12 protein-coding genes are annotated in these 12,365 nt (G+C 62.6%); 10 read left to right on the forward strand and 2 right to left on the reverse strand.

Annotated features, from left to right (window positions below; all coding sequences use genetic code 11):
- The first annotated feature begins 36 nt into the window (after positions 1-36).
- Positions 37-402: a ComEA family DNA-binding protein gene (locus C0Z16_RS05430; protein ID WP_102631165.1), complete on the forward strand. Its 366-nt coding sequence runs from the start codon at positions 37-39 to the stop codon at positions 400-402.
- Between the two features lie 258 nt (positions 403-660).
- Entirely contained in the window at positions 661-1,563 is a 903-nt protein-coding gene (gene cysM, locus C0Z16_RS05435) for a cysteine synthase CysM (RefSeq protein ID WP_102631166.1), read from the forward strand.
- Between the two features lie 32 nt (positions 1,564-1,595).
- Here cysM and mltB read toward each other — a convergent pair whose 3' ends face one another.
- Positions 1,596-2,744, reverse strand: a complete 1,149-nt coding sequence (mltB, locus tag C0Z16_RS05440) for a lytic murein transglycosylase B (protein WP_175130617.1) — start codon at positions 2,742-2,744, stop codon at positions 1,596-1,598.
- A 286-nt stretch (positions 2,745-3,030) separates the two neighbouring features.
- On the opposite strand from mltB, the gene C0Z16_RS05445 reads away from it, so the two are divergent.
- Together C0Z16_RS05445 and C0Z16_RS05450 are read left to right on the forward strand one after the other, a co-directional pair.
- Positions 3,031-3,954, forward strand: coding sequence for a histone deacetylase family protein (locus tag C0Z16_RS05445; RefSeq protein WP_102631168.1), 924 nt, complete (start codon positions 3,031-3,033; stop codon positions 3,952-3,954).
- Positions 3,955-3,997: 43 nt separating this feature from the next.
- A complete protein-coding gene (locus C0Z16_RS05450; protein ID WP_102631169.1) occupies positions 3,998-4,798 on the forward strand; it encodes an enoyl-CoA hydratase in 801 nt (266 codons plus the stop codon).
- Here C0Z16_RS05450 and C0Z16_RS05455 read toward each other — a convergent pair.
- A complete protein-coding gene (locus tag C0Z16_RS05455) occupies positions 4,795-5,730 on the reverse strand; it encodes an alpha/beta hydrolase (RefSeq protein ID WP_102631170.1) in 936 nt (311 codons plus the stop codon). The genes C0Z16_RS05450 and C0Z16_RS05455 overlap by 4 nt on opposite strands.
- 262 nt (positions 5,731-5,992) lie before the next feature.
- Between C0Z16_RS05455 and C0Z16_RS05460 the strand changes: the two genes are divergently transcribed.
- The 6 genes from C0Z16_RS05460 to C0Z16_RS05485 all read left to right on the forward strand — a co-directional run bounded on the left by C0Z16_RS05460 (position 5,993) and on the right by C0Z16_RS05485 (position 12,327).
- On the forward strand, positions 5,993-7,027 hold the full coding sequence (locus C0Z16_RS05460; protein ID WP_102631171.1) for a methionine ABC transporter ATP-binding protein: 1,035 nt from the start codon (positions 5,993-5,995) through the stop codon (positions 7,025-7,027).
- Positions 7,017-7,670 carry a methionine ABC transporter permease gene (locus tag C0Z16_RS05465; protein ID WP_102631348.1) on the forward strand — a complete coding sequence of 218 codons (654 nt, stop codon included), beginning with the start codon at positions 7,017-7,019 and terminating at the stop codon, positions 7,668-7,670. The genes C0Z16_RS05460 and C0Z16_RS05465 overlap by 11 nt, the downstream gene beginning before the upstream one ends.
- A 15-nt stretch (positions 7,671-7,685) precedes the next feature.
- Complete coding sequence (locus C0Z16_RS05470; RefSeq protein WP_102631172.1) at positions 7,686-8,483, forward strand: MetQ/NlpA family ABC transporter substrate-binding protein; 798 nt, start codon at positions 7,686-7,688, stop codon at positions 8,481-8,483.
- 236 nt (positions 8,484-8,719) lie between these two features.
- A complete protein-coding gene (locus tag C0Z16_RS05475; RefSeq protein WP_102631173.1) occupies positions 8,720-9,469 on the forward strand; it encodes an electron transfer flavoprotein subunit beta/FixA family protein in 750 nt (249 codons plus the stop codon).
- 22 nt (positions 9,470-9,491) lie between these two features.
- The gene (locus C0Z16_RS05480; protein WP_102631174.1) at positions 9,492-10,427 is read left to right on the forward strand and encodes an electron transfer flavoprotein subunit alpha/FixB family protein; all 936 of its coding nucleotides are present in this window, start codon (positions 9,492-9,494) and stop codon (positions 10,425-10,427) included.
- Positions 10,428-10,536: 109 nt separating this feature from the next.
- Positions 10,537-12,327 (forward strand): acyl-CoA dehydrogenase, encoded by a 1,791-nt coding sequence (locus C0Z16_RS05485; RefSeq protein ID WP_102631175.1) that lies wholly within the window; start codon positions 10,537-10,539, stop codon positions 12,325-12,327.
- Positions 12,328-12,365: the final 38 nt, after the last annotated feature.

The following is a 12,365-nucleotide window of genomic DNA, read 5'->3' on the forward strand; positions in this document are numbered from 1 at the left end:
TGATGTCGCCAACCGGTTGTACGAGGGAGATTCCATATGTTTCGAAAAATTCTGGTTACCGCGGCAATGCTTGCCGCTTTCGGTCACGCGTATGCGTCGGTCGACGTCAACACGGCTAACGAGGACGCACTGCGCGGCATCAAGGGCATCGGTCCTGCCAAAGCGAAAGCCATTCTCGAAGAGCGTACCGCGCATGGTCCGTTCAAGGACCCGACCGATCTCGGCAAGCGTGTCAAAGGCATGGGCGGGCATACCGTCGAGCGCCTGCAGACGGAGGGTCTCGCTGTCGGTCCGGCTGGCGCGGCTGCTGGCCCGCAGGTTGCGGCGTCTTCACAGACCAAAGGCGCGGCCGTTCCGGCCAATACGCCGAAAGGCGGCGGCACGGTGGCAGTGAAGAAATAGTCTGACGCGGCTCACGCGCGCGGCGCCGCTCACGCCGCGCGCGTGATTCGCCATTGTGGTCCTTCATGGTCGGAGCCGGCAACAGCGCTCCTTAAGCTGTCATTCGCATGACTGGCTCCCGCGGTACTCAGCCGCGGGCTTTTTGCGCGGTGAGAGGGCTGCATCCATGCGGGCAGAAGGGCCGTGCGGCAGCCGCGGGCACGGTGGTTTAGAATCGATGGATTGAAGACTCCGCGCATCGACAGCAATAAAACCGATATGGCTTACAAAACGATTGAAGACACGATCGGCAATACGCCGCTCGTGCAACTCGTCCGGCTCCCCGACGACGAGATCCGCAGCCGGAATAATGTGGTCCTCGCCAAGCTCGAGGGCAACAATCCTGCCGGTTCGGTGAAGGATCGCCCGGCATTGTCGATGATCAAGAAAGCGGAAGCGCGCGGCCGTATCAAACCGGGCGACACGCTGATCGAATCGACGAGCGGCAATACCGGCATCGCGCTCGCCATGGCGGCCGCGATCCGCGGCTACAAGATGGTTTTGATCATGCCGGAAGATTTGTCGGTGGAACGCCGTCAAAGCATGGCCGCCTACGGCGCGCAGATCATCCTGACGCCGGTCACGGGCGGCATGGAATACGCGCGCGATCTGGCCGAACAGATGCAGCGCGACGGCAAAGGTATCATCCTCGATCAGTTCGGGAATCCGGACAATCCGGCGTCGCACATCGAAGGCACCGGCCCGGAAATCTGGCGCGATACGGAAGGGCGCATCACGCACTTCGTGTCGTCGATGGGTACGACGGGCACGATCATGGGTGTGTCCACTTATCTGAAGCAGCAGAATCAGGCGATTGAAATCATCGGCGCGCAGCCGGAAGAGGGTTCGCGCATTCCGGGCATCCGCAAATGGCCCGAGGCGTATATGCCGAAGATTTTCGATCGCAGCCGCGTGGACCGTGTCGAGAACGTGAGCCAGGCCGCAGCCGAAGCGATGGCGCGCCGTTTGGCCTCGGTCGAAGGCATTTTCGCCGGAATCTCGTCGGGCGGCGCATGCGAGGTGGCGCTGCGCGTCGCGCGCCAGGTTGAGAACGCGACCATCGTATTTATCGTCTGCGATCGCGGCGATCGGTATCTGTCCACCGGCGTGTTTCCCGCGTAAGCGGACGCAGCCCGCGCCTGCTCGCGAGCAATTTACTGCGAAGCCGCATCCGGCGGCGCCGCGTTGTTCACGGCGTTGGTGGCGTCGCTCGCTTGCATCTGCGCCTTGACGCGCTCCCCCAACTGATAAACCGCGAGCGCATAAAAGAAGCTGCGGTTATAGCGTGTGAGCACATAGAAGTTCTTCAGGCCCAGCATATATTCAGTGCCGCGTCCCGGTGACGGCAGGTCGACCACCGTGACTGGCGTTCCCAGTTCCGACGCGATATTTACATCCGGCTCATTAAGCAGCAGCCCCGCGCGCAACAACTGGGCGAGCGGCCAATGCGGCTCCGGCGCACCGTCGGCGGCGGCTTGCGCGACGCCCAGGCTGCCTGCGTCCGCACCGATTTTCCACACGACCGGCCGGCCGTTTTCCCAACCGTTCTGACGCAGATAATTCGCCACGCTGCCGATCGCATCGGCCTGGCTCGTGCGCAGGTCGATTTCCTTGTTGCCGTCGTAGCTCACCGCATACTGCATGATGCTGCTCGGCAGGAACTGCGGAATGCCGATTGCACCGGTATACGAACCGAGGACCGTGGTCGGATCGATCTGCGAATCGCGCGTCCAAACCAGGTAGTCTTCGAGATTCTTGCGGAAGGTCGCCTGGCGGTCCGCGCGATTGGGCGTGTTCGGATAGTCGAAACTGAGCGTGGTCAGCGCATCCAGCACGCGGAAGTTGCCCATGAAACGGCCGTAAATCGTTTCAACGCCGAGAATGCCGACGATCACCTCCGGCGGCACGCCGAATTGTTCATACGCGCGTTGCAGCGTGGCCTGATTGGCGCGCCAGAAGCGGATGCCCGCGTTGATGCGGACCTGATCGAGAAACCGCGACTGATACACGCGCCAGTTCTTCACCGACGGCGAAGGCGACGGCGTCACCAGCTTCACCGCGGTCGCCGAATAACTCACGCCGGCAAAGAGCGAATGCAGCGAGGATGCGTCGAAGTCGTAGCGCGCAACGAGGTCGTTGATGAACGCGTCGACATTCGCGTTGTTCGCATAGCGCTGCGGAATGATCTCTTCTTCGAAAGTCTGCCCTTGCGGGACCGCTGTTTGCGGCTGGCTTTGAGCGAGCAGCGCCGGCGGTTTTTTGCCGACGCTCTGTGCGAGAGCCGGAGTCGTTGCCATGAACATGCACGATGCGACGGAGAGTGCGGCGGCGATGGTTCGAATGCTGAGCCGGTTTCGTGCAGACAGAGCAAGCTTGACGGTCATAGTGAGTTAGGGGCGCGGTGCTAAAGGACGAAGACGGGACGAAAATGGATCGGGGCAGTATACCCGAGGCTTCCCGCAAAACTGTGCTGGACGCGTCACAGCCGCATCGTGTGGTAACTTGATGAATGTTGGCGCGCCGTGGGCGCGCGCCCTTGGATGGAGACACGCCGCGTACGCTTCAAGGCGCGCGCCGCAGAAGAGAATCATGGCAACAGGCTTTTATTCCCACGCCGACTGTCTGCTGCACGACATGGGGCAATGGCATCCCGAATGCCCCGCACGGCTTCAGGCAATCGAAGATCAATTGATCGCGAGCCGCATCGATGCATTGATCGAGCGCGAGTCGCCGCCGCTTGCCGACGAAGCGGCGCTGTTGCGCGTGCATACGCAAGCGCACGTCGATTACATTCGCAGCCGTTCGCCCGTCGAGGGCATGGCTGAAATCGACCCGGACACGTCGATGAATCCGCATACGCTGCAGGCCGCGTTGCGTGCAGCCGGCGCCGCGGTGGCCGCGACCGACGCAGTGATCGAAGGCCGGTTCGACAACGCGTTCTGCAGCGTGCGCCCGCCCGGTCATCATGCGGAGCCAGCGCGCGCGATGGGCTTCTGCTTCTTCAACAACGTCGCGATCGCCGCGCGTCATGCGCTCGAAGTGCATGGCTTGCAGCGCGTGGCGATCATCGATTTCGACGTGCATCACGGCAACGGCACAGAGGCGGCTTTTTCCGGAGACTCGCGCGTGCTGATGTGCAGCATCTTCCAGCATCCTTTCTATCCGTTCACCGGCGCGGACAACCAGGCGCCCAACATGTGCAACGTGCCGATGCCGGCGCGCTCGAAAGGCATGGCCGTGCGCGAGGCGGTGGACATGGTGTGGCTGCCGCGTCTGAATGAATTCAAGCCCGAGATGCTGTTCATCTCCGCGGGCTTTGACGCGCATCGCGAGGACGATCTGGGCAATATGGGCCTCGTTGAGGACGACTACATCTGGATCACCGAGCAGATGCGCGACGTCGCGAAACGCTACGCGGGCGGGCGCATTGTGAGCTGCCTCGAAGGCGGCTACAACCTGTCCGCGCTCGGACGCAGCGTGGTGGCTCACGTGCGGGCGCTAGCCGGAATCTGAGCGGCCGCGTCGCACGCTGCGGTCACGCAATGAGGAGCGAGCCATGAATGCCGACGAGCGCAGCGTTTCACTGATCGAGATCGACAACGACGCGTATGGCGTGCCGGGCGTAGTCCGTCTGACGATGAACCGGCCCGGCGCGTTCAATGCGCTTTCCGAGGCCTTGCTCGATGCGTTGCAGGAAGCGTTGAGCCGGATCGCTGGGTCCGACGCACGCGTGGTCGTAATAGCCGGCGCGGGCCGCGCGTTCTGTGCGGGACACGATCTGAAGGAAATGCGCGCGGCGCCGTCGCTCGCGTATTACCAGGCGCTGTTCGCCCGGTGCACGAAACTGATGATGACGATCCAGCGCTTGCCGCAGCCGGTGATCGCGCGCGTGCACGGCATCGCGACGGCGGCCGGCTGCCAACTGGTCGCCATGTGCGATCTGGCAGTGGCCGCGGATACCGCGCGGTTCGCCGTGTCGGGCGTCAATCTGGGGCTGTTCTGCGCGACGCCGTCGGTGCCGCTGTCGCGCAATCTGTCACGCAAGGCGGCGCTCGAAATGCTGCTGACCGGCGATTTCATCGATGCCGCCGAGGCGAAGCAGCAGGGCCTCGTCAATCGTGTGGTGCCGACTGACTCGCTCGACGCCGAAGTGGCCAGGCTTGCTACCAGCATCTGCGCGAAACCGGTCGAAGCAGTGATCGCCGGCAAGGGCCTCTTCTACCGGCAGCTCGAAATGGGCATCGAGGCCGCGTACCAGCTCGCGGGCCAGACCATGGCCTGCAATATGATGGACGACTCCGCGCTCGAAGGCGTGCAGGCGTTCATCGACAAACGCCCGCCCGACTGGAAGCGCTAGCGCGCTCGCTCATCGATCCACGCGATCAGTTCGCCGATAACCCTGTCGCGGTCGGAATCGTTCATCGTCTCGTGATAGCTGCCTTCGTGCAGTCTGACCGTCTTGTCGGACGAACCGGCGTGCTGGCCGAAGTCGCGACTGCCTTCCGGTTCGGTGAGCTTGTCGGCGGTGCCGTGGTACACGAAGAGCGGCATGCGCAGCCCCGAGCGGCCGCGTTCGATGCGCGCCATCGCCAGCAACAACTCGGCGCCGGTGCGCGCGGGAATCGGGCCGTGATGCACGAGCGGATCGTTGCGATTGGCGTCCACCACGGACTCAAGCCGCGACAGCAGCGACGCGTCGATTTTCATCGCAGGGAAGCCTGGCCAGGTGCGGCTGATTACCTGGCTCAACTTGAGCATCCAGCGAGGCACGTCGAGGCCCGGCGCAAGCGCGGGGCTCGATAGGATCAGGCCGCTCACCAGGCCGCTCGCGTGACGGGGCATCTGGCTGTCCGTGTGGCTGTCCAGGTGGCCACTCAGCTGCTCGCGGCTGGCGCCGAGACGCTCGATAGCGTACAGCGCGGCCACCGCGCCGCCCATGCTGTGGCCCATCAGAAATAGCGGAGCATGAGTTTGCGCGGCGGCATCAAGTAGAGCTTGCGCGTCGAGCAGGTAATCGTCGAATCGTTCGACATACGCCCGTTTGCCCGGCGCCCGGCCGTGGCCGCGTAAATCGATTGCCAGCAGTTCGATGCCTGCAGCGTTGAGCCGCGCGGCCAGCGCCGCATAGCGGCCGGCGTGTTCGGCGAGTCCGTGGATCAGCGCGACGGTGGCTCGCAGCGTGCCTGTCGCGGGCCAGCGGTACAGCGGCAGTTCCAGGCCGTCCGCTGTGGCGACTGATGCGCGCAGTGGCTCCGCGTCGTCTGTACCGCGCTCATCAGCGAGGGTCATTCTGTCTTGCGGGGTCTCCATCGCGGTATGTCCGTAGTTTTCATTCCGCCAGATCATAGACTGCAACCTCACATGCGCCCACACAGCGCTTGTAGGTCAACCTCTAATTCCCTGCGGTTATGAAAAGATCGTAATTGATTATTAAAGCGAATGACGCCCGCTGCGGTAGAATCGCGGGCTCAAATCCTAATAAAAAGCAACGGCGGCCGCTTGTCGGGAGCGCACCGCGCTCGCCGGCAGACTCCGCCGTTTCGTTTTTTCCATGATCGAAATACGCAATATTTCCCAGCGGTTCGCCGGACCCCGGGGCTGGGTCGAAGCGCTGCACAACGTCAATCTGTCGATTCCGGCGGGCCAAGTGTTCGGCATCATCGGCCGCAGCGGCGCGGGCAAGAGCACGCTCGTGCGCACCATCAACCTGCTGACGCGTCCGACCGAAGGCAATATCGTCGTCGACGGCCGCGATCTGACCACGCTGCCCGCCGCGCAATTGCGCGAGGCGCGCCGCGAGATCGGCATGATCTTCCAGCACTTCAACCTGCTGTCGTCGCGCACGGTGTTCGAGAACGTCGCGTTGCCGCTCGAACTCGCCGGAATGAAGCGCGACGAAATCGAAGCCAACGTGGTGCCGCTGCTGGACCTGGTCGGCTTGTCGGCCCAGAAAGATCGCTATCCGGCGCAGATCAGCGGCGGCCAGAAGCAGCGCGTCGGCATCGCGCGAGCTTTGGCCAGCAAGCCGAAGGTGCTGCTCTCCGACGAAGCGACTTCCGCCCTCGACCCAGAAACCACGCGAGCGATCCTCGAACTGCTCAAGCGCATCAATCGCGAACTGAACCTGACCATCGTACTCATCACGCATCAGATGGACGTGATCAAACAGGTCTGCGACCGCGTCGCGGTGCTCGACGCGGGCCGCGTGGTCGAGGAGGGCAAGGTGATCGACGTGTTCCTGCAACCGCATCACGAAGTCACGCGCGCGCTGATCGGCGACGTGATCGCGCAGGAACTGCCGCCCGCGATGAAGGCGCGCGTCGCCGAGCGTCTGAAAACCGGCAGCGGTCATTTGCTGCGCCTTGCGTTCACCGGTTCTGGCGTCGATCAGCCGATTCTCTCGGAGACGATTCGCCGCTACGAACTCGACTTCAACATCCTGCACGGCCAGATCGACGAGATTCAAGGGCAGGCGTTCGGCTCCCTCGCGGTGCTCGCGGGCGGCGAACCGGCCAAGGTGGCGCAGGCGCTCGCCTATTTCCGCGAACAGGGTGTGGTGGTGGAGGAGCTCTCGTATGTTGAGTGAAATGTTGGACATGTTCGTCCAGTCGTTCTGGGAAACGCTCGTCATGGTAGGCATTTCCGGACTGGTCGGTGCGTTGGTGGGCTTGCCGCTCGGCGTCCTGCTGTATCTGACTGACCGTCAGGGCGTATTGCAGAACGTCGCGGTGAATCGTGCGATGGGTGGGGTCGTGAATGCCGTGCGCTCGACGCCGTTCATCATCCTGCTCGTGGCGGTGATTCCGTTCACGCGCCTCGTGGTGGGCTCGTCGATCGGCACGGCTGCGGCCGTGGTGCCGCTGACAATCGCGGCCGCGCCGTTCATCGCGCGTCTGGTCGAAACCGCGCTGCGCGAGGTCGATCGCGGTCTGATCGAAGCGGCGCAGGCGATGGGTGCGACCACCAGCCAGATCGTGTTCAAGGTGTTGTTGCCGGAATCGCTGCCGGGCGTGGTCGCCGGATTGACGATCACATTCGTCTCGCTGGTCGGCTATTCGGCGATGGCCGGCGCAATCGGCGGCGGCGGTCTCGGCGACCTGGGCATTCGCTATGGGTATCAGCGTTTCCTGCCGGAAGTGATGTTGACGGTCGTCGTGATTCTGATCGTCTTCGTGCAGTTGGTGCAGTCGTTCGGGGATTGGCTCGTGCGTCGTCTGAGCCATAAATAAATCAAAAGGTCCATCATGCAACGTCGTTTCATTCTCAAGCTGGCCGCGGCACTCGGGGCCGCGTCGCTGTTCGCCGTCAACGCGGCTCACGCTGAAGACACGATCAAGGTCGGCGTCACCGGCGGTCCGCACGCACAGATCATGGAAGTCGTGAAGACGGTCGCGGCAAAGAACGGTCTGAACATCAAGATCGTCGAATTCTCCGATTACGTGCAGCCGAACGCGGCGCTCGCGGGCGGCGATCTGGACGCGAACAGCTATCAGCACGAGCCGTACTTGCAAGCTCAGGTCAAGGACCGCGGCTACAAGCTGATCCGTGTCGCCGAGACGGTCACCTATCCGATGGGCATCTATTCGAAGAAAGTTAAGGCGCTGGCCGAACTGCAGCCGGGCGCGAAGATCGCCGTGCCGAACGATCCGACCAACGGTGGCCGCGCGCTGTTGCTGCTGCAAAAGCAAGGGCTCTTGAAGCTGCGCGCCGACGCCGGTCTGAAGGCGACGCCGCTCGACATCATCGACAACCCGAAGAAGCTGAAGGTCGTCGAACTCGACGCCGCCCAAATTCCGCGCTCGCTGAACGATGTGGACGCTGCCGCGATCAACACGAACTTCGCGATGGAAGCCGGTCTGAAGCCGAAGCAGGACGCGATTGCGATCGAAGACCCGAAGGGTCCGTATGTGAACATCATCGCGATCCGCGAGGCCGATAAGAACAAGCCGTGGGTCGCGAAGCTGGTGGCGGCCTACCACTCGCCAGAAGTGAAGCAGTTTGTCGAGAGCAAGTTCGGCGGCTCGGTGATCACAGCCTGGTGATTTCGCCGGCTTCAGATACAGCAAGACACGTCGGCGATATGAAAATTAGAGTCGTGAGTCGGGACCCGGGGTTGTCGCCCGGGTTTTTTCGAGATTAAAATAGAACGACCGTTCGATATTGCCGTCACGCCGCTGGGGAGCGATATCCTCCTGCTAAGCGCCCGCGACAAGGCTGCCATGAGGCAGTCGCTATAATGTCCGTTGGGTTGACGTATTCGTAACTTTGGAGCGTGTGCATGAAAATCCTGGTGCCAGTCAAGAGAGTGGTCGATTACAACGTGAAGGTCCGGGTCAAGTCGGACGGCACGGGCGTGGACATCGCGAACGTGAAGATGTCGATGAACCCGTTCGACGAAATCGCGGTTGAAGAGGCGGTGCGTCTAAGGGAAGCGGGCGTGGCGACGGAGGTGATCGCGGTGTCGGCGGGCGTGACGCAGGCGCAGGAAACGCTGCGCACGGCGCTCGCGATCGGCGCGGATCGCGCGATCCTGATCGAATCGAATGAAGAGCTGCAGCCGCTGGCGGTTGCGAAGCTCTTGAAAGCGCTGGTCGACAAGGAACAGCCGCAACTGGTGATTCTCGGCAAGCAGGCCATCGACGACGATTCGAACCAGACCGGCCAGATGCTCGCCGCTTTGGCTGGCCTGCCGCAGGCAACGTTCGCGTCGAAGGTGGTGGTGGCCGACGGCAAGGCGACCGTGTCGCGCGAAGTGGACGGCGGCGCTGAAACGCTGTCGCTGACACTGCCCGCCGTGGTGACGACCGATCTGCGCCTGAACGAGCCGCGTTACGTCACGCTGCCGAACATCATGAAGGCGAAGAAAAAGCCGATGGAAACGATCAGGCCCGAAGACCTCGGCGTTGATGTCACGCCGCGTCTGAAGACGCTGAAAGTTGCCGAGCCGCCGAAGCGCTCCGCCGGCGTGATGGTGCCGGATGTGAAGACGCTGGTCGAGAAGCTGAAGACCGAAGCCAAGGTGCTTTAAGTAAAACGCGGAGACAGGGCAAATGACGAATCTGGTAATAGCAGAACACGACAACGCGTCGATCAAGGCCGCGACGCTGAACACGATTGCAGCGGCGCAGAAAATTGGCGGTGATGTTCACGTGCTGGTGGCCGGTCACAACGCACACGCTGCGGCGGATGCCGCGGCGAAGATCGCGGGTGTATCGAAAGTGCTGCTGGCTGATGCGCCGCAACTCGAAGCAGGTCTCGCGGAGAATGTCGAAGCGACGGTGCTGAACATTGCGAAGGACTACTCGCACATCCTCGCGCCTGCGACCGCTTACGGCAAGAACATCGCGCCGCGCATCGCTGCGAAGCTGGATGTGGCGCAGATCAGCGATATCACCGCAGTCGATTCCCCGGACACGTTCGAGCGTCCGATTTACGCGGGCAATGCGATCGCAACGGTGCAATCGGCTGATCCGATCAAGGTTATCACGGTGCGCACGACCGGTTTTGATGCCGTTGCAGCGGAAGGCGGCAGCGCATCGGTGGAGAAGATCGAAGCTGCCGCGGACTCAGGCATCTCGCAGTTTGTGAACCGTGAAGTGACGAAGCTCGACCGTCCGGAACTGACGTCGGCGAAGATCATCGTCTCGGGCGGCCGGGGTCTCGGCAATGGCGAAAACTACACCAAAATTCTCGAACCGCTGGCCGACAAGCTGAACGCGGCGCTGGGCGCATCGCGCGCCGCCGTCGATGCAGGCTTTGTGCCGAATGACTACCAGGTCGGCCAGACCGGCAAGATCGTCGCGCCGCAACTGTATGTCGCGGTCGGTATCTCGGGCGCGATCCAGCATCTCGCGGGCATGAAGGACAGCAAGGTCATCGTCGCGATTAACAAGGATCCCGAAGCGCCGATTTTCAGCGTGGCCGATTACGGTCTCGTGGGCGATCTGTTCACGCTCGTGCCGGAACTGGTGAGTGAACTCGGCTAAGCGTGTGAGCGCCACATAAAAGCCACTAAAGGCGTTTGGCAGCATACGAAGGGCGCGGGACCCAACAAGTCCTGCGCCCTTTTTCCATCAAGGCAGGAGGAGAACTGAAATGAGCTATACGGCGCCCATCAAGGACATGCTGTTCGTGATGAAGGAACTGGCGGATCTGGAGCAGATCGCGACGCTGCCGGGCTTCGAGGACGCGAATCTCGAGACCGCTCAAGCCGTGCTGGAAGAGTCGGCGAAACTGTGCGGCGAAGTGCTGGCTCCGCTGAACGTCGAAGGCGATCGCAGTCCGAGTAGCTGGAAAGACGGTGTCGTTACCGCGACGCCGGGCTTCAGGGAAGCGTTCCGCCAGTTCTCCGAGGGCGGCTGGCAAGGCGTGCAGCATCCCGTCGACTACGAAGGCCAGGGGCTGCCCAAGCTGATCGCGACCGGATGCATCGAAATGCTGAACGCGTCGAATCTGTCGTTTGCGCTCTGTCCGTTGCTCACCGACGGCGCAATTGAAGCGCTGTTGACCGCCGGCACCGACGCGCAAAAACAGACCTATGTGCCCAAGCTGATCGCGGGCGAATGGACCGGCACGATGAACCTCACCGAGCCGCAGGCCGGCTCCGATCTGGCGCTCGTGCGCACGCGCGCCGAGCCGCAAGGCGATGGTTCGTTCAAGCTGTTCGGCACGAAAATTTTCATCACGTGGGGCGAGCACGACATGGCGAAGAACATCGTCCATCTCGTACTGGCGCGCACGCCGAACGCGCCCGAAGGCGTGAAGGGCATCTCGCTCTTTATCGTGCCGAAGTTTCTTGTCAATGAAGACGGTTCGCTTGGCGCGCGTAACGACGTGCATTGTGTGTCGATCGAACACAAGCTTGGCATCAAGGCGAGCCCGACCGCGGTGCTTCAATTCGGCGACCACGGCGGCGCGATCGGTCAGCTGATCGGCGAAGAAAATCGCGGCCTCGAGTACATGTTCATCATGATGAACGCCGCGCGTTTTGCCGTGGGCATGCAGGGCGTCGGCGTATCGGATCGCGCGTATCAGAAGGCGGCCGCCTATGCGAAGGAGCGCGTGCAAAGCCGTCCCGTCGACGGCTCCGCGAAACAGCCGGTCGCAATCATCGAGCACCCGGACGTGCGCCGCATGCTGTCGACGATGCGCGGCCTCACCGAAGCGTCGCGCGCGCTCGCTTATGTCGCGGCCGGGCACTGCGCCATCGCGCATCGTCATCCGGACGAGGCGAAGCGTGCCAGGCATCAGGCGATCTACGAATTCCTGGTGCCGATCGTGAAGGGCTGGAGCACCGAGCTGTCGATCGACGTGACGAGCCTTGGCGTGCAGGTGCACGGCGGCATGGGCTTCATCGAAGAAACGGGTGCCGCGCAGTATTACCGCGATGCCCGCATCCTGCCGATCTACGAAGGCACGACCGCGATTCAGGCGAACGACCTGATCGGCCGCAAAACCGTGCGCGATGGCGGCAAGGTCGCGAAGTCGCTGCTCGCGGAAGTCGCTGAAACGGTCGAGGCACTTGGTGTGCCGCAAGGCCCGGCGTTCGACTCGATGAAGAAGTATCTGGCCCAGGGCGAACGCTCATTGAGCGCGGCGGTCGACTTTGTGGTGGCGAACGCGAAGGGCGATCCGAATGCGGTGTTTGTCGGCAGCGTGCCGTATCTGAAGCTCGCAGGCATCGTGCTCGGCGGCTGGCAAATGGCGCGTGCACTGCTCGTGGCCGCTCAGAAGCGAGACGAAGACCCTGCGTTCTACGGCGCCAAGATCGCGACTGCGCAATTCTATGCGGAACATGTGTTGCCCATGGCGTCGGCGCTCGAAGCGTCGATTGTCAGCGCGAAGGGCGGTGAGAGTGTGCTGGCTTTGTCGGCGGATCAATTCTGACGCGGCCCGAGGCTGCGGTCTGAATGCAAACGGCGCCT

It is taken from the genome of Paraburkholderia rhynchosiae (assembly GCF_002879865.1).
Lineage (GTDB): Bacteria > Pseudomonadota > Gammaproteobacteria > Burkholderiales > Burkholderiaceae > Paraburkholderia > Paraburkholderia rhynchosiae.

What these genes read in the sequence shown, in the direction of transcription:
- C0Z16_RS05430 (WP_102631165.1), top strand. Translation starts at nt 37, where the DNA reads ATGTTTCGAAAAATTCTGGTTACCGCGGCAATGCTTGCCGCTTTCGGT.
- cysM (WP_102631166.1), top strand. Translation starts at nt 661, where the DNA reads ATGGCTTACAAAACGATTGAAGACACGATCGGCAATACGCCGCTCGTG.
- mltB (WP_175130617.1), bottom strand. Translation starts at nt 2,744, where the DNA reads ATGTTCATGGCAACGACTCCGGCTCTCGCACAGAGCGTCGGCAAAAAA.
- C0Z16_RS05445 (WP_102631168.1), top strand. Translation starts at nt 3,031, where the DNA reads ATGGCAACAGGCTTTTATTCCCACGCCGACTGTCTGCTGCACGACATG.
- C0Z16_RS05450 (WP_102631169.1), top strand. Translation starts at nt 3,998, where the DNA reads ATGAATGCCGACGAGCGCAGCGTTTCACTGATCGAGATCGACAACGAC.
- C0Z16_RS05455 (WP_102631170.1), bottom strand. Translation starts at nt 5,730, where the DNA reads ATGACCCTCGCTGATGAGCGCGGTACAGACGACGCGGAGCCACTGCGC.
- C0Z16_RS05460 (WP_102631171.1), top strand. Translation starts at nt 5,993, where the DNA reads ATGATCGAAATACGCAATATTTCCCAGCGGTTCGCCGGACCCCGGGGC.
- C0Z16_RS05465 (WP_102631348.1), top strand. Translation starts at nt 7,017, where the DNA reads ATGTTGAGTGAAATGTTGGACATGTTCGTCCAGTCGTTCTGGGAAACG.
- C0Z16_RS05470 (WP_102631172.1), top strand. Translation starts at nt 7,686, where the DNA reads ATGCAACGTCGTTTCATTCTCAAGCTGGCCGCGGCACTCGGGGCCGCG.
- C0Z16_RS05475 (WP_102631173.1), top strand. Translation starts at nt 8,720, where the DNA reads ATGAAAATCCTGGTGCCAGTCAAGAGAGTGGTCGATTACAACGTGAAG.
- C0Z16_RS05480 (WP_102631174.1), top strand. Translation starts at nt 9,492, where the DNA reads ATGACGAATCTGGTAATAGCAGAACACGACAACGCGTCGATCAAGGCC.
- C0Z16_RS05485 (WP_102631175.1), top strand. Translation starts at nt 10,537, where the DNA reads ATGAGCTATACGGCGCCCATCAAGGACATGCTGTTCGTGATGAAGGAA.